Raw genomic sequence first — 15,548 nt, 5'->3', positions numbered from 1 at the left:
ACGCAACGGTGCGGCATCAGAACCGGTAGGTGGCGGTCACGCTGTAGATGCGGCCGAAGTTGTTGGTGTAGCCCGGGAAGTTCATCCAGTCGTTCGGGTCGTAGAACGGCAGGCGGTTGAACAGATTCTTCACCGTCACCCCCACGCTCAGCTTCTCGACCGGCCGCCAGTTCACGCTCAGGTTGGCCGTCCACCACGACGGCGCGCCCTCGCACTGGCTGGGCGACACGTCGACGTAGCTGCCGGTGCAGGTTTCGGCGTTGTTGTCTTCCGCGTCGATGCGGTCATACGCCCACTTGGTGCCGCCGACATAGTTGATGTAGAAGCCGGTGTCCCAGTTGCCGTAGGTCCAGTTGGTGTTGAACGTGGCGCGCAGCCGCGGGTTGTTGTAGTAACCGACGAAGTTGCCGTAGTACCAGCCGTCGGCATCATCGGCGTTGTACATGTTGCGGTTGGCGATGGTCGCGGCCACGCCGACGTTCAGCCGGCCCCACTCGCCCAGGTCGAAGCGGCCGCGGGCGTCCACGTCCAGGCCGTCGACCAGGGTGCGGCCGCGGTTCTTGTACTGGCCGATCACGCTGGCCACGTTGCCGGTGCTGTAGCCCGGCAGGGTCGCCGGACAGGCCACGCCGCTGGCCGGGTCGGCGCACATGCGGGCCAGCGCGGCCAGGTTGGCCAGGTCGGTCTCGGTGATCGGGAAGCGGGTCATCGCGCTGATTTCTTCCGGCTTGCTGTAGTCCGGCGCGACGATCTCGTTGCGGCGGTACACGAACCAGTAGTCGGCCGACAGCGACAGCCAGTCGGTCGGCTCGAGCACGAAGCCGACGGTGGCGATCTTGGCCTTCTCCGGCTTCAGCTCCGGGTTGGGCTGGGTCATGCGCGCCACGTTGCGGCTGCAGTCGCTGTTCCACAGGCTGTTGCCCAGGTCCTTGTCGACGCCGCGCGCGGACTGGCGCAGCAGGCCGGCGATGGCATTGGTCTCGGCGCAGCGGGTCTCGTCGCGGTAGCCGCCGATCTGCGCGTACACGCCGCCGCTGCCGGACTCGGCCAGGCTGGGCGCGCGGAAGCCTTCGGAATAGGTACCGCGCAGCATCAGCTGCGGCAGCGCCTGGTACTTCAGGCCGATCTTCGGCGCCAGGTTGGCGCTGAAGCCCGGGTACTTGTCCACGCGCAGCGCGGCGTCCAGCTCCAGCTTGTCGGTGATCGGCGCCACCGCTTCGGAGAACAGCGCGTAGGTGTTGCGCTTGCCGTCGAACCATGAGCCGCCCTGCTGGGTGATCAGGCCGTTGGCGGCGTCCGGGTTGCCGGGGGTATAGAAGGTCTCGCGGGTGGCGTTGAAGCCGAACGCGGCGCGCACTTCGCCGGCCGGCAGGTTGAACAGCGGGCCTTCGATCTTGCCGTCCAGGGTATGCAGCCGCGTCCACGACTGGATGTCGAAGGTCGGGAACGCCTCGCGGATCAGCGCGGCATTGGCTTCGCTCAGCTCGCCGAACTTGTAGGCCGGGTGGTCGGAAATGATCACCCGGCCGGTGCCCGGGTCGACCGTGTACGGGCCGAAGGCCTTCTCGAAGCCGCGCAGGTTGACGTTGGTGGTCTGGTAGGTGACCGAATGCGAGCCGGCGGTGGCGAAGGCGGTTTCCCAGTTCCAGTCGCCGATGCTGCCGCGCAGGCCGGCCACCGCGCGGTAGCTCTTGTCGGTATTGCGCTGGCCGAAGTGGTTGCCGCCCACGTCCTGCAGCAGGTAGCCCAGGCCGACCACGCCGCCCATCAGCGCCTTCAGCTCGGGGCTGGCGTGGTTGTACTCGTTGTTCGGGCCCAGGAACGGATACAGGAACTGGTTGACCGTGTTGCCGGTATTGCGCGAGAACCAGCTCTGCGGGTTGCCGGTGGTGGTGCCGTAGGCGCGCGGGTGCCGCCATTGGCGCGCAGGTCGATGTCGGTATAGGTGACCTCGGCGAACGCCTCGGTGGCATCGTTCACCACGAAGTGGCCGTTGACGTAGGCGGTGACCCGGCGGGAGTCGGCGCCGCCGTTGATCTGGCGGTTCATCCAGGTCTGCCAGATGCAGCGGGTGCCGCTGCTCACCTGCAGCACGTTCTTGCAGCCCGGCGCGGCCTCGTCCACGCGCGCCTTGGTGACCGGGTCGAAGGCGAAGTAGTACCCCGGGTTGAACACCCCCGGCGCACTGCCCGTGCCCAGCCGCAGGTTCTTGATGTAGTCCGGATTGTTGACGTAGAACTGGGCCGGGTTCTTGTCGTACCACTCGCTGTCGGGGATGCCGTCGCGCTCGTACAGGTTGACGCTGGCGTAGACGTTGTATCGGTCGCGGGACAGGTCGCCGAAGCCGCCGGTGATGCTGGCCTGCTTCTCGCCGTAGGAGTCGAAGCGCGGCGCGGTGTCCCAGGTGCCGCTGACCTCCAGGCCCTGGTAGCTGCGCTTGGTGATGACGTTGATGACGCCGGCCACCGCGTCGGTGCCGTACACCGCCGAGGCGCCGTCGGTCAGCACTTCCATGCGTTCGATCGCGGCGGCGGGGATGGCGTCGATGTTGACGAACTGGGTCTGGAAGCCCGACGGCGCGCCGTAGTACGACAGCCGGCGGCCATTGAGCAGCACCAGCGTGCCCTGCGGGCCGAGGCCGCGCAGGTTGGCCTGCGAGGCGCCGTCGGAACCGGTGAACAGCGACTTGGAATCGACCTGGGCCGGGCGCGCGGCAGGCAGGTTGTCCAGCACCTGCAGCAGGGTGCGGGCGCCCATGTTCTGGATGTCCTGCTTGCTGATCACCTGCACCGGCGAGGCGGTTTCCACGTCGGTGCGGCGGATGTTGGAACCGGTGACTTCGACGCGGGCCAGTTCGGTGGTTTTTTCCTTGTCCTTGTCCTTGCCGGCATCCTGCGCGAGGGCCGGCGCGGCGATGGCGATCAGGGCGCTGGCCACGGCCAGCGACAGCGGCGTGGACAGGCAACGGGTGGGATTGCGGCGGGCTGGCAACATCGGGGTTCTCTCCTGGCGGTGACGCACGGAACAGCGGATGGCGGGCATGGCGATCCCGTTCCACGGCCGCGACGGCCGTGGGCGGTGTGTTGGGGGAGCAGCGGTGTTACGCGGGGGTCATGGGGCGACGAGTTCGGCGGAGTCGCCCTCCTCGCCGATCAGCACGGCATTGGCCCAGTTGCCACAGACCTGGGCGGGTTGGCTGCCCTGCGCGCCCAGCGTGCGCAGGCTCAGCGCGGACAGGCCGCGGATGTCCAGCTCCGGCTTGACCACGCCGGGCGCCTTCACCAGGCCACTGTCGTAGAGCAGGCGGCCATCGCCCCAGACCTGGAACTGCAGGCCGCCGGCGGCGCGGCAGGCATCGTCGATGCCGAGGTCGGCGCGCAGCAGCTGCCAGTGGCCGGTGAGTGCCAGGTCGATGCGGCTGTCGGCACCGACGCCCAGCCCGCTGCGGAACTGCAGGCCGTTCATGCGCATGCCGGCATCGCCGCGGAACGCGCGGTCGGCCCGCACCTGGCCGGCCAGCGCGGCCGGCAGCGGCAGCCGGGAGAGGTATTGCTGCCGTGCCGGCCGCTCCGGTCGGCGTTGCTCGAGGATGCGGAAAGTGGACAGTGCGATCGGGCCGACGTCGCGCGGCCGCAGCGCATCGACGGCGCGTGCCGTGGCGCCCTGCGCGGCGCTGACCATCGGGTCGCTGGCCGCGGCACCGTCGCCGTCCGGGTTCTGCACGCCGAGCACGCGGAAGCGCAGCAGGCGGCCGGCATGGGCCGGGAAATCGACGCGCTGCAGGCCTTCCTTCAGCGGCAGGCGGCCGCGTGCGACCGGCTCGCCCCATTCGCCGTTGCTGTCGGCCAGGTAGATCTCGTAGTCGCGTACCTGGCCGTGCTTCCAGTGCTGGTCGTTGCGCGGTGCCAGTTCGATGCCATCGATCATCCTGCGCTCGCCGAAGCCGATCACCCATTCGTGGGCGCCGGTGCGGATGGCCTGGTTGCGCACGGTGCGGAACCAGGTGGCCGGATCGTCGTCGAAGGCGTTCTCCAGCGGGTAGCCGTTCTCCTCGGCCGGGCGGTTGACCACCAGCAGGCTGTCCGGCGGCAGCGCCCGACCCTGTTGCGGGGCGGCCGGGAACGCGTCGTCGGCTGCCGCGGCGGCCACCGGGAAGTCCAGCTGCAGTTGCAGCGGCTGGCGGATGTCCACCGCCGCGGTGCGCACGTGCAGGGTGCCGCGGCGCTCGCCGGCGTCGAAGTACCAGCCTTCGCCGGCCGCGTCGAAAGCGGCGGCATCGGCGAGCGCGGGCAGCGCGCGGCCGTCCAGCCGCACCGCGGCCGGTGCCTGCCGGTTGAGCACGCGCAGGCCGTAGCGGCGCTGCGCCAGCTGGCCGCGGTATTCGCCCTGCACCGCCTCGATGCGCACCTGCACCGGGCCACTGCCCTGCGCCGGCGCCTGCACGCGGATCTGCTGGGTGCTCGATTCGCCCTGCTGGTAGCGGCGCGTGTTGCCGTCGTCCTCGTACAGCGTGTACTGCGAATCGCCCTGCGGATACAGGTCGAAGGTCACCTCATCCAGCGGCTTCTCGCCGTCGAACAGCATGGCCGGGTACATCGGCAGGATCGCGCCGGCGCGCACGAACACCGGCAGCGTCGCCAGGTCCACCTGGCGGTCGAGCTGGCGGCCGTCGGCGCCGGCCTGCACGCGGCGGCCGTCCCAGTAGTCGATCCAGCCGCCGGCCGGCAGGTGGATGTCGCGGCGCCAGCCGCGGCTGGCGGCCTGGCTGCGGTACACCGGCGCCACCAGCAGGTCGCGGCCGAGCAGGAACTGGTACTTGTAGGTTTCGTCGCGCGCGTGCGGATCGCGTGGGTAGTCCCACATCAGCCCGCGCACCGGCGGCGCGCCGGTCTGCGCGGCCTCGTGCACCAGCCCGTACATGTACGGGGTCAGGCGCATCTTCAGCTTGAGGTAGTCGCGGTTGATCGAGCGATAGGGTTCGTCGAACCACCACGGGTGCTTGCGTGCGTTGGACGACCAGCCCGACATGCCCATCAGCACCGGGGTGAACGCCTTCCACTGCAGGTCGCGGGTGAAGGTCTCGGCGCTGCCGCCGAAGATCGCGTCGACGTCGCCGCTGGCGTAGGCCATGCCGGACAGGCCCGAGCCGACCAGGGTCGGCACATGCCAGCGGATGTAGTCCCAGCTGCTGCTCTGGTCGCCGGTCCAGGCCACGGCGTAGCGCTGGATCCCGGCCCAGCCCATCACCGTCCACAGGAACGGGCGCGAGTCGGAATTGTCGAGGATGCCGTTGAACGCCTGGCGGTTGGCGTCCATCGCGAACTGGTAGCCCTGGCCGGTCCAGGCCACGTCCAGCTTCTGCACGCGGCTGCCGGCCTTGCCCACTTCCCAGGCGATCTTGTCCACCCCGTTCTCGGTCCACAGGCCGGTCCTGAAGCCGTACTTCGCCAGCCCCTGCACGGTCTCGGGCAGTTGTTTGTAGCCGCAGCCGTAACCGTCGTTGGGCAGGATCCAGCCGCCGGGCATGTCGTGCTCGCGGTACTGCCTGGCGACGCTGTCGACCACGTCCGGCGTGGTCCCGGTGGGGCCATCGCTCCAGCCTTCGGGCACGCTGCCGGGCTTCTTGATGTTGTCGCCGTCGTTGTAGCAGTCGGCATCGCCGTAGGACAGCGCCCAGCGCGCGACCATGTTCGGGCGGCCGGTCAGCTGCGTGTAGCGCTCGATCAGCCGCGGCAGGTCGGCGCCGACGAAGTAATAGGCGTCGAAGCGGTCCTCGCGGTGCAGCAGCGTGGCCTGGTCGGGCTGGCGCAGGTCGTAGCTGCCATCGCTCCAGGTGTTGCGCAGCATGCCCCAGCCGCGCGAGCTGAGCAGCATCGGCGCCGGGCTCGGGCGGTCGCCCTCCTCCCAGCCGCCGGAATAGGAAATCTCCAGCTCGCGGCCCTTGAACTGGAAGCGGCCGTTCTGCTGGCCGCCGCCGAAGAACGCCTCGTCGGCCTGCGAGGACAGCACCTGCACGCTCTGCGCGGCATCCAGGTCCAGCGGCTGCAGTTCCTGCCACAGGGCGGTGGGCCGGCCAGCGTCCAGCCGCTCCAGGCGCAGCCGCAGCGGCTGCCGCTGCACGTGCAGCACCAGGGCATCGGTGCGCACGCGGATTTCCTGCGCGTCCTGTTCCAGTTGCGCCTGCACGGCGGCCGTGGGCTGCGGCAGCACGATGGGCGCGGCCTTGTCGCCGGCACCACTCAGCCTGCCCTTGCGCCCGGCCTGCACGCGGACGATGTCGGCGGCCGGCAGTTCGATGCGCACGCGCGTGCCGGTGTCGGTGAGCAGGTCCCAGCCACGCACGCCGTCGCGGCCATCGCCGGCGCTGACCGCGCGCAGGTTGCCCACCGGCTCGGCCTGCGCCGGCAGCGCCGGCAGCAGCAGGACGGAAAGCAGCGCCACCGGCAGTGGCAGACGTCGTACGCGGTTGTGCACCCTTGCTCCCCAGGCCCGATCGGGCATCCGATGGCGTTGCGCCGACTCTAGGGCAGCAATTCGAAAGATGTCAACAAAATGAAAGCAAAAGATAAGGATTTTTTGATAAATCGAAAGTTTGTGCAAAGCACCACTTTCTATATCGGCATTCATCTGCCGTATCGCGGCAACGAAAGATAGGGCGCACAGAACTTTCGTTCGGCGTCATGACCCGCACAGGCTCGTGCGCCGAAAGTTATCTTTCCATTTTCTTTCGATGTTTGACATTTCGAAAGAAAAAGCAGATCGTGCGCTGGCCCAACAGGAACCAAGAATGGACGCCACCCTGCTTACCGATCTATCTGCCTGGCAGCGCCTGGGCGGAGCCGATACCGCCGCCGAAATCGCCCAGCAGCCGGCGTTGTGGGACGCTCTGGCCGCAGACCTGGGGCGCGACCGCGAACGCCTGCAGGCGTTCCTCGGCCAGCGCCTGTCCGACCCGGCGCAGCGCGTGCTGTTCACCGGCGCCGGCAGCTCTGGCTTCATCGCCGAGATGGTCGCCGACCACATCAACGCGCAGTGGCCGGCGGACGTGCGCGCGGTGCATACCACCAGCCTGCTGACCCATCCGGCGCTGTATCTGCAGCGCGAACGCCCGACCCTGCTGGTGTCCTTCGGGCGCAGCGGCTCGAGCCCGGAAAGCGTGGCCGCGGTCGAGCGCGTGCGTGCCGACGTGGACGATGCCTGTTTCCTGGATATCACCTGCAATGCGGACGGCGAACTGGCGCGGCGTGGCGCCGGCCGCGCCGACACCTGCACCCTGCTGATGCCGGCGGCCAGCTGTGACCGCGCCTTCGCCATGACCAGCAGCCTGAGCTGCATGCTGCTGGCGGCGCTGGCGGTGTTCGAGCGCGCCCCGTGGAACGAACGCGGCGCGCGCATCGGCCAGGTCGCCGCGCTGGCGCGGCAGGGCCTGCGTGCATGGGACGCGCCGGTGGCCGCGCTCGCCACGCAGCCGTTCGAGCGGGTGATCTACCTGGCCAGCGGCCCGCTGGAGGCACTGGCGCGCGAAGCCGCGCTGAAGGTGCTGGAGCTCACCGCCGGCCGCGTGCTGGCGATGGCCAACACCCCGCTGGGCTTCCGCCATGGCCCCAAATCCACCCTCGACCCGCGCACCCTGGTGGTGATGCTGCGCAGCGTGCAACCGCTGGCGCGCCGCTACGAGCAGGACCTGCTGGAAGAACTGCGCGGCGACGGCGTGGCCGGCAGGGTACTGTCGCTCGGCCCGCATTCGGACATCGGCGCCGGCGACGACTTCACCCTGCAGGTGCCGGCGCTGGCCGATGCCTGGCTGGCGCCGGCGTGGCTGCCGTTCGCCCAGCTCTACGCGCTGCGCCGCTCGGCCGCGCTGGGGCTGACGCCGGACAACCCGTTCCCCGACGGCACCGTCAACCGCGTGGTCAAGGGCGTCACCATCCACCATGGCTGAGCACATCGCCAACGCCTGCTACGGCATCGATATCGGCGGCACCAAGATCGAACTGGTGGCCTGCGATGCGGCGCTGCAGGTGGCCTGGCGCAAGCGCATCGCCACCCCGCAGGGCGACTATGCCGGCTTCCTGCTGGCCGTCCAGCAACTGGTCGCCGATGCCGATGCGGCACTGGGCCGGGGCGCACGGGCCATCGGCATCGCCCTGCCCGGGGTGCGCGAGCGCGCCAGCGGCCGCCAGCTCAGTGCCAACGTACCGGCCCTCACCGGCCAGTACGTCGCCCGCGACCTGCAGGCGCTGCTGCAGCGCCCGCTGCATTTCGGCAATGACCTGCAGTGCTTCGCACTGTCCGAAGCGCATGGCGGGGCCGCCGAGGGCTACCCCAGCATGTTCGGCGCGATCCTCGGCACCGGTGCCGGCGGCGGCTACTGCGTGCAGGGCCGGCTGATCGGCGGCTTCAACGGCCTGGCCGGCGAATGGGGCCACTGGAGCGTGCCCGCCAACCTGCTGCAGCGCCACGGCCTGCCGCTGCTCGACTGCGGCTGCGGCCTGCGCGGCTGCGTGGAGCGCTATGTCTCCGGCAGCGGCGTGGCGATGATCGAGCGCCACCTCGGCGGCAGCGCCGGCAACGCCAGCGACGTCATCGCCCTGGCCGCGGCCGGCGACGCGCGCGCGCGGCAGGCGCTGGACATCCACCGCGACCTGCTCGGCCACAGCCTGGCCGCGCTGGTGCTGGCGCTGGACCCGCATGTGATCGTGCTCGGCGGCGGCCTGTCGCAGTACGCGCCGCTGTACCAGCAGCTGCCGGCGGCGATCGCCGCGCACCTTTTCGCCGGCGTGCAGGTGCCGCCGATCGTGCCGCCCCGCTTCGGCGATGCCGGTGGCGCGCGTGGCGCCGCCCTGCTCGCCTGCCAGCCCACTTTTTCCTGACCCCGGGAGTTGGTCCATGTCCCCGCTGCAATCCCTGCTCGCCGCGCATCGCGCCGGCCACAGCGTCGGCCTGTACAGCGTCTGCTGCAGCCATGAACAGGTGCTGCGCGCGGCGCTGGACGTGGCCGCGCGCCACGCCACCGTGCTGCTGGTCGAAGCCACCTCCAACCAGGTCGACCAGTTCGGCGGCTACACCGGCATGACCCCGGCGCAGTACCGCGATTACGTGTGCGCGCTGGCCGATGAGGAAGGCTTCCCGCGCGAGCGGTTGATCCTGGGCGGTGATCATCTCGGCCCCAATGCGTGGCAGAAGCAGCCCGCGGCCGAAGCGATGGCGCACGCACGGGTGCTGATCGAAGCCTACGTCGCCGCCGGCTTCCACAAGATCCACCTCGATTGCAGCATGTCCTGCGCCGACGATCCGGTGCCGCTGCCCGACGCCATCGTCGCCGCGCGCTCGGCCGAGCTGGCCGCCATCGCCGAGCACACCGCCGCCGAACACGGCCTGCCGCCGCCGGTCTACGTGATCGGCACAGAGGTGCCGGTTCCCGGTGGCGAAGCCTCGCTGGCCGGGGGCCTGCAGGTGACCACGCCGGCCGCGGCCGCGCAGACGCTGGAAATCCACCGCCAGGCGTTCGACACCCCGCACCTGCGCGACGCCTGGCAGCGGGTGATCGCGATGGTGGTGCAGCCGGGCGTGGACTTCGACCACAGCAGCGTGCACGACTACGACCCGGTCGCCGCGGATGCGCTGGCCGCGTTCCTGGAGCGGCAGCCGCGCATCGTGTTCGAGGCGCACTCCACCGACTACCAGCGCGAGAGCGGCCTGCACGCGCTGGTGCGCGACCATTTCGCCATCCTCAAGGTCGGCCCGGCCGCGACCTTCGCCTACCGCGAGGCGCTGTTCGCGCTGGCGGCGATCGAAGCCGAGCTGCTGCCGGCGGCGCAATGCTCGCGGCTGCCGCAGGTGCTGGAAGAGGTGATGACCGCGCAGCCCCGGCACTGGCAGGCGCACTACCACGGCGACGCGGACACGCTGCGGCGGCTGCGCGCGTTCGCCTTCAGCGACCGCTGCCGCTACTACTGGGGCGAGCCGGCGCTGCGCGAGGCGGTACGCACGCTGTTCGCCAACCTGGAGCGGCACGCGCCGCCGCTGCCACTGCTCAGCCAATACCTGCCGGAGCAGTTCCGCGCGGTGCGCGAGGGCAGCCTGGCGAACACGCCCGACGCGCTGGTGCGGCACCGCATCGGCCTGTGCCTGGACGCGTACGCGCGCGCCTGCGCCGCCAACAACGCCGGCCCGCGCAGGCACAACGCAAGTTCCGCCCCGGCAAACCTTGCGAACGGCTAAGCTCGCCCTTTCCCGGAGAAAGCACGCAATGGCCATGCGCAACACCCGCTCCCGCCGCCAGCAGATCCTGCAGCAACTGATCGAGCAGGGCTCGGTGCAGGTCGCCGAACTGGTCGCGCGCTACGCAGTGTCGGCAGTGACCATCCGTACCGACCTGGGCCATTTCGAGGAGCAGGGCCTGGCCACCCGCACCCATGGCGGCGCCACCCTGGTGCGCACCCCGCCCGAGGAACAGGACATCCACGAAAAGGATGCGCTGAACCTGCCGCTCAAGGAGTCCATCGGCGCGCGCGCCGCGCAGCTGGTGCAACCCGGCGACAACATCATCATCGACTCCGGCTCGACCACCATGACCCTGGCCCGCCACCTGCGCGGGCACCGCGACGTGACGGTGATGACCAACGGCCTGAACATCGCCTGGGAGCTGGCCAACGCCACCGGCGTCAACGTGCTGCTCACCGGCGGCCAGCTGCGCAAGCAGTCGCTGTCACTGCAGGGCAGCCAGGCCGAGGCCAGCCTCAACCCCTACAGCTTCGACACCCTGTTCCTCGGCGTGGACGGGCTGGACCTGCAGTTCGGGCTGACCACCCACGACGAGGCCGAGGCACGCCTGAACCACCGCATGGTCGAGCGCGCGCGGCGCATCGTGGTGCTGACCGACGCCTCCAAGTTCGGCCGCGTCAGCCTGCACCGCATCGCCTACCTGGACCAGATCCACGCGGTGATCACCGACGCCGGCATCGACGAGGCCACGCGCGAGGGGCTGCAGCGCCGCGGCATCGAGGTCGTGGTCGCCGAAGCGGCGGCATAGGCCGGAACCGGACGCCCCCCGCAACCCGGCCCTCGCCCGGAGCGGCAACGCGCGGCTGCGCGCCGCAGGCGTGGCCGGAACCCGGGCGGCGCACGCGGGGAACCCGTCGTGCCGCAAGCCCCTCCCCGGCGGCGCGGCGGCAACCGCACCGCCCCGCGCGTTACGCGAAACACCGGCGGCAGACATGCCGTGCGGCTTCGCCGTGCCCTCAACCGCCCGTTCCGGGCACCTGCACCCGCAACCGCAAGCAACCGGCGCCCCCACGCCCGAGGCGCGGCAGCGCAGGCGCGCCATCGCTGGATGCCGCACCTCCCCCGCGTGGAAGGCACAAACGCAAACGGCCGCCCGGAGGCGGCCGTTGCGCGACGGCGGGCACGCGGCCCGCGCGGCGGGAATTACTCGGCGGACTTGGCGGCCTGGCGGGCGGCCTTGGCCTGCGCAGCGGCGGCCAGGTCTTCCTTGATGCGGGCGGCCTTGCCTTCCAGGCCACGCAGGTAGTACAGCTTGCCGGCACGGACCTTGCCGCGGCGCTTGACTTCGACCGAGTCGATCAGCGCGCTGTGGGTCTGGAACACGCGCTCGACGCCGTAGCCGTGCGAGATCTTGCGCACGGTGAACGAGGAGTTCAGGCCGGCGTTCTTGGTGCCGATCACGACGCCTTCGTAGGCCTGCACGCGCTCGCGGTTGCCTTCCTTGACCTTGACGTTGACGACAACGGTGTCGCCCTGGCTGAACTTCGGCAGTTCGCGGGTGATCTGGGCGGATTCGAAGTCCGCGACGATGGATTTGTTCAGCTTGCTCATGATTGCACCGATGTATTCGGGTGGACGTGTCGTTTCGACAACTTGGGCTGATGCAGTCGCCGGATTGCGCTGCACGATTGTTGTTCTGGCGGTCCGCAGGACCCGGGGGCCATGGGAATCCGCAATTCTAGCCTATGCGCCGCCGCCGGCGCCAGTGGGGGCATCCCCTTCGCCGGCGAGGGCCTGCCGCGCCTCGTCCAGCAGCCTGCGGTCGGCCTTGCCCAGGCGGGCCTCGTCCAGCAGGTCGGGACGGCGCAGGGCGGTGCGCAGCAGCGACTGCTGCCGGCGCCAGCGCGCGATCGCGGCATGGTTGCCCGAGCGCAGCACCTCCGGCACGTCGCCCAGCGCGTGGCTGGCCGGCTGGCTGTAGTGCGGGCAGTCCAGCAGGCCGTCGCCCTCGAAACTGTCCTGGACCGCGGATTCGGCGTCGTTCAGCGCCCCCTCCTGCAGCCGGGTCACCGCGTCGATGATGACCGCCGCGCCCAGCTCGCCGCCGGACAGCACGTAGTCGCCCAGGGAGATTTCCTCGTCCACCTCGGCGGCCAGGAAACGCTCGTCCACGCCCTCGTAGCGGCCGCACAGCAGGATCATCCGCGGCAGCGCCGCCAGTTCACGCACCCGGGCCTGGGTCAGCGGCCGGCCCTGCGGGCTCAGGTAGATCAGCGGCGCCGGGGCCGGGTCGGCGGCACGGGCGGCGGCCAGCGCCGCGCGCAGCGGCTCGATCAGCATCACCATCCCCGGGCCGCCGCCGAACGGGCGGTCGTCCACGCGGCGGTAGTTGCCCTCGGCATGGTCGCGCGGGTTCCAGCCGTGCAGGTCGAGCAGGCCGCGCTCCCGGGCGCGGCCGACCACGCCCAGCGCGGCCGACTGCGCGATGAACTCCGGGAACAGGGTGATGACGTCGATGCGCACCGGGCTCAGAACTCCGGGTCCCAGTCGACCACGATCAGGTTGGCATCGAAGTCGACCGACTTGACGAAGTCGTCCATCACGAACGGCACCATGCGCTCGCGGTCGCCACGCACCACCAGCACGTCGTTGGCGCCGGTATTGAACAGGTGCGAGGCGCGGCCCAGGCTGACGCCGTCCACGGTCCGCACGTCCAGGCCTTCCAGGTCGACCCAGTAATACTCGTCCGGCTTCGGCGGCGGCAGCGCGCTGCGCGGGATATGGATCTCGGTGCCGCGCATGGCCTCGACCACATTGCGGTCGTCCACCCCGGGGAAGGTCGCCACCAGCGTCTTGCCGGCCTCGCGGCCGCGCACGCCGGAGATCTGCGACTCCTGCCCCGAGGGGCTGCGCAGGATCCAGGGCTGATAGTTGAAGATGGCCAGCCGCGGCTCGGTCCAGGACTCGAGCTTGAGCTCGCCGCGCACACCAAAAGCGCCGGTCACCCTGCCCAGCAGGATCCGGCGCTCGGAATCTTTCTTCATAAAGCAGTCGGGCCGCGCTTGCGCGCGGCCCGCCAGGATCAGGCCGCTGCGGCCTGGGCCTTGGTCGCTTCCTTGTACAGGTTGCGAACCTTGTCGGTCAGCTGGGCGCCGTTGGCGACCCACTTGTCGACCGCGGCGATGTCCAGCACCACGCGCTGCTCGGCGCCCTGGGCGACCGGGTTGTAGTAGCCGACGCGCTCGATGTTGCGTCCGTCGCGGGCGCTACGGACGTCGGTGACGATGATGTGGTAGAACGGACGCTTCTTGGCGCCGCCGCGGGTCAGTCGAATCTTGACCATGGTGGTTTTTCCTTTGTAGCCCAGTCGCCAGGATGGCGCGGTAAGCCGGCGATTATAGCCGCGCCCCCGGCCCATTCCAAGCCCGTCCCCTGCCCCGCCTGAACGGGCCGGTTCAGAGCGGCCGCCAGGGTTCCTGCGCCAGCGCCTGCCGCAGCCGCTCCAGCAATGCCGCCGACTCCGCGAACCGGCAGTCGCCGACGCGCGCCAGTGGCCACAGCCCGGTGGCGTTGCAGGCCACGGCCCCGGAGAAGCCCGGCAGGGCCTCCAGCGGCACCTCCCGCCACGCCTGCGCCCGCCCCAGCCGTTGCAGTCCGGCCACCAGCAGTTGTTCGGCGGTGCCGCGCAGCGCTTCCGCCTGCGGCCACACCACCTCTTCGCCAGCCAGGAAGGCGATGTTCCAGGTACTGCCCTCGCTGACCCGCCCGGCCGCGTCGACGAACAGCGCATCGTCGAAGCCCTGGCCCATGGCCAGGCGCCGCTGCCGGAACAACGGGAAGGTGCCGACGTGCTTGAGCTGCGGCGAGTCGCGCTGGTAGCGCACCGGCAGCACCGCGCGGGCGTCGGCGGGCACCGTGGCCGGCGCCGCGACGCTTGCCAGCACGTCCACCGGCACCGCCCGCAACGGCTGGCGGAAGTCGAACGCGCGCGAGAACACGGTGATGCGCAGCGAGGCGTCCGTCATGCCGCTGCGTTGCAGCGCCTGGCGCAGCCAGCCCAGCAGGCGCGCTTCGTCCAGTTCGGCGTCGAACAGTTCGCGCGTGCCCTGCTGCAGGCGCCGCAGGTGCAGCGCCCAGCCCTGGACCGCGCCGTCGCGCACCTGCAGCGAAGTGAAATGCCCATAGTTGACCAGGGCCGCGTCGAGCAGCCCGGCATCGACCGGTTGGCCATTGCAGGACACGGCAGTCACAGCAGCGCCTGCGCCTGCTGCCACATCCCCTGCACCAGGCCGGCGGCGGGGCCGCGCCGCGCCATCCACGCCGACTGCCCGGCCCAGGCCTGCATCGCGTCCAGGCGGTCGTCGGCCTGGGCCTGCCGGCGCATGCCGGCGGTCAGCCCGCGCTGCACCGGGTACGGCCGCGGCGGTGGCGCATCGGCGGCCCCGGCGGCGCGCACGTAGGCGGTGTCCAGCGCGCGGCCCAGGCGGCCGCTGAAAGCGCGGGTGGTGCGGGTATGTTCCGGTTCCGCCACGGGCAGCGCCTGTTTCCAGGCCTCGGCGATGCTGGATTCGTCGGTGGCCAGGAACGCCGTGCCCACCTGCACCGCGCTGGCGCCCAGCAGCAGCGCCGCGGCCACGCCGCGACCGTCGCCGATGCCGCCCGCCGCGATCACCGGCACCTCGAGCCGGTCGGCCAGGCGCGGCAGCAGCGCGAACAGGCCGCTCATCTGCGCTTCGGCGCGCGCGTCCACGAACGCACCGCGGTGGCCACCGGCCTCCATCCCCTGCGCGACCACCGCGTCGGCGCCGGCGGCCTGCGCCTGCAACGCCTCGTCCAGCGTGGTGGCACAGGCCAACCAGGCAATGCCAGCGGCTTTCAGCCGTGCGGCCTGCGCGGCGGAGAACACGCCCATGATGGTCGAGGCCACCGCCGGCCGCGCCGCGACCAGGGCGTCGAACTGCGCGTCGAAATCGGCCGGGCCGGCATCGCCGGCGCTGGCCGGCACCGCCGGCCCCCAGCGCTCGAGGAAGGCGCGGGTCGCGGCCTCGGCGGCGGCATCGCGCACCGGCGCCGGGTCCGGCACCCAGACGTTGACCTGGGCCGGGCCACGCGACTGCCGGCGGAAGTCGTCCATCCACTGCCCGATCTGTTCCGGCGTGGACAGCACCGCGCCCATCGCACCCATGCCGCCGGCATTGGCCACGGCGGCGGACAGGGCGACCGGGCAGCTACCGGCCATCGGCGCCAGCAGCACCGGCAGTTCGAGGCCGAAACGCTGGCAGAAACGCTCGGTGCGTTGACGGATGTCCGGGTTCATGCCG

Annotated in this window: 11 protein-coding genes and 1 pseudogene; 4 read left to right on the top strand and 8 right to left on the bottom strand. The window is 70.8% G+C overall.

The genetic code is table 11. The annotated features are described in order from the left end of the window. Positions 1-16: 16 nt before the first annotated feature. Together B1L07_05365 and B1L07_05360 are read right to left on the bottom strand one after the other, a co-directional pair. A pseudogene (locus B1L07_05365) lies at positions 17-2,994 on the bottom strand (TonB-dependent receptor). Between the two features lie 117 nt (positions 2,995-3,111). Then, entirely contained in the window at positions 3,112-6,474 is a 3,363-nt protein-coding gene (locus tag B1L07_05360) for a glycosyl hydrolase (GenBank protein AUZ54627.1), read from the bottom strand. Between the two features lie 313 nt (positions 6,475-6,787). On the opposite strand from B1L07_05360, the gene B1L07_05355 reads away from it, so the two are divergent. From B1L07_05355 to B1L07_05340, 4 genes are read left to right on the top strand one after another with little or no spacing between them, the layout of a single operon-like run. Continuing rightward, the gene (locus B1L07_05355) at positions 6,788-7,942 is read left to right on the top strand and encodes a tagatose-6-phosphate ketose isomerase (protein AUZ54626.1); all 1,155 of its coding nucleotides are present in this window, start codon (positions 6,788-6,790) and stop codon (positions 7,940-7,942) included. Next, positions 7,935-8,873: a sugar kinase gene (locus B1L07_05350; GenBank protein AUZ54625.1), complete on the top strand. Its 939-nt coding sequence runs from the start codon at positions 7,935-7,937 to the stop codon at positions 8,871-8,873. The genes B1L07_05355 and B1L07_05350 overlap by 8 nt, the downstream gene beginning before the upstream one ends. Before the next feature lie 16 nt (positions 8,874-8,889). Then, complete coding sequence (locus B1L07_05345) at positions 8,890-10,224, top strand: D-tagatose-bisphosphate aldolase, class II, non-catalytic subunit (GenBank protein AUZ54624.1); 1,335 nt, start codon at positions 8,890-8,892, stop codon at positions 10,222-10,224. Positions 10,225-10,258: 34 nt separating this feature from the next. After that, the gene (locus tag B1L07_05340; protein ID AUZ56468.1) at positions 10,259-11,035 is read left to right on the top strand and encodes a DeoR family transcriptional regulator; all 777 of its coding nucleotides are present in this window, start codon (positions 10,259-10,261) and stop codon (positions 11,033-11,035) included. A gap of 395 nt (positions 11,036-11,430) precedes the next feature. Here the strand turns inward: B1L07_05340 and B1L07_05335 are convergent, their stop codons facing one another. The 6 genes from B1L07_05335 to B1L07_05310 all read right to left on the bottom strand — a co-directional run bounded on the left by B1L07_05335 (position 11,431) and on the right by B1L07_05310 (position 15,544). Further along, a complete protein-coding gene (locus B1L07_05335) occupies positions 11,431-11,838 on the bottom strand; it encodes a 50S ribosomal protein L19 (protein AUZ54623.1) in 408 nt (135 codons plus the stop codon). 132 nt (positions 11,839-11,970) lie between these two features. Continuing rightward, positions 11,971-12,750: a tRNA (guanosine(37)-N1)-methyltransferase TrmD gene (locus B1L07_05330; GenBank protein ID AUZ54622.1), complete on the bottom strand. Its 780-nt coding sequence runs from the start codon at positions 12,748-12,750 to the stop codon at positions 11,971-11,973. A gap of 5 nt (positions 12,751-12,755) precedes the next feature. After that, positions 12,756-13,271 carry a ribosome maturation factor RimM gene (locus B1L07_05325; protein ID AUZ54621.1) on the bottom strand — a complete coding sequence of 172 codons (516 nt, stop codon included), beginning with the start codon at positions 13,269-13,271 and terminating at the stop codon, positions 12,756-12,758. Positions 13,272-13,309: 38 nt separating this feature from the next. Continuing rightward, positions 13,310-13,570 (bottom strand): 30S ribosomal protein S16, encoded by a 261-nt coding sequence (locus B1L07_05320; GenBank protein ID AUZ54620.1) that lies wholly within the window; start codon positions 13,568-13,570, stop codon positions 13,310-13,312. A gap of 112 nt (positions 13,571-13,682) precedes the next feature. Next, positions 13,683-14,468, bottom strand: coding sequence for an aminotransferase (locus tag B1L07_05315; protein AUZ56467.1), 786 nt, complete (start codon positions 14,466-14,468; stop codon positions 13,683-13,685). 5 nt (positions 14,469-14,473) lie between these two features. Continuing rightward, the gene (locus B1L07_05310) at positions 14,474-15,544 is read right to left on the bottom strand and encodes a 2-nitropropane dioxygenase (GenBank protein AUZ54619.1); all 1,071 of its coding nucleotides are present in this window, start codon (positions 15,542-15,544) and stop codon (positions 14,474-14,476) included. Positions 15,545-15,548 lie beyond the last annotated feature (4 nt).

The organism is Stenotrophomonas acidaminiphila (assembly GCA_002951995.1).
GTDB classification, from domain to species: domain Bacteria; phylum Pseudomonadota; class Gammaproteobacteria; order Xanthomonadales; family Xanthomonadaceae; genus Stenotrophomonas; species Stenotrophomonas acidaminiphila_A.
This window is presented reverse-complemented; position numbering and strand designations above follow the sequence as displayed.